This is a genomic window from Thiolapillus sp., from assembly GCF_048562965.1.
GTDB classification, from domain to species: Bacteria; Pseudomonadota; Gammaproteobacteria; order Chromatiales; family Chromatiaceae; genus Thiolapillus; species Thiolapillus brandeum_A.
Genome location: NZ_JBHNMF010001647.1, coordinates 1 through 523, shown reverse-complemented (window position 1 = coordinate 523; position 523 = coordinate 1). Strand labels below are relative to the sequence as shown.

1 protein-coding gene is annotated in these 523 nt (G+C 58.3%); it reads left to right on the top strand.

Annotated elements, in window-relative coordinates; translation table 11 throughout:
• Positions 1 to 109: 109 nt before the first annotated feature.
• The coding region (locus ACOCD2_RS26005) for a response regulator (RefSeq protein WP_305801876.1) at positions 110 to 523 on the top strand (414 nt) is incomplete at its 3' end.

Here is a 523-nt window from a genome sequence, read left to right as displayed (position 1 = left end):
GACGGGGGTTAAATGGGGAATTTCAGCATCAAGAGGTTTTTTCGGCGTGACCGCGCCCGGTCAGTGCAGGTCATTCGGGACAGACGCCGCAACTACAGGAACGTGCCCGGTGATGATGCGGCAAGCGTGTCTTCGGCCTCGTGATAGATTTTGGGACATCCCAGTCCCCAAAATCGACTCGGCCTTTGACAACCTATTTGTGCCCCAGCCGTCCTGGTCACCAAGCACTACGCAACAACTTCGCAAGCTCGTTGCTGCTCCGTACTTGGCTCCCAATGACTGGACGCCGCGTTCGGAGGCCTACTTTGTTTTCCCTCTGGCGCAAGGCACGCCGGGAAAACAGTGCGGCCTCGCGGCTACTGGGGTCTACCAGCCTTCGCTTCGCTCTCCATGGCTGGCAGCGAACGTGCCCGGTGATGATGCCTGTGTCCTGGTCGTGGATGATTCCAGAACCATTCGCTTTGCCCTGAAGAAGATGCTTTCACAGGGTGGCTATCGCGTGCTGGAAGCGGACAACGGCAAG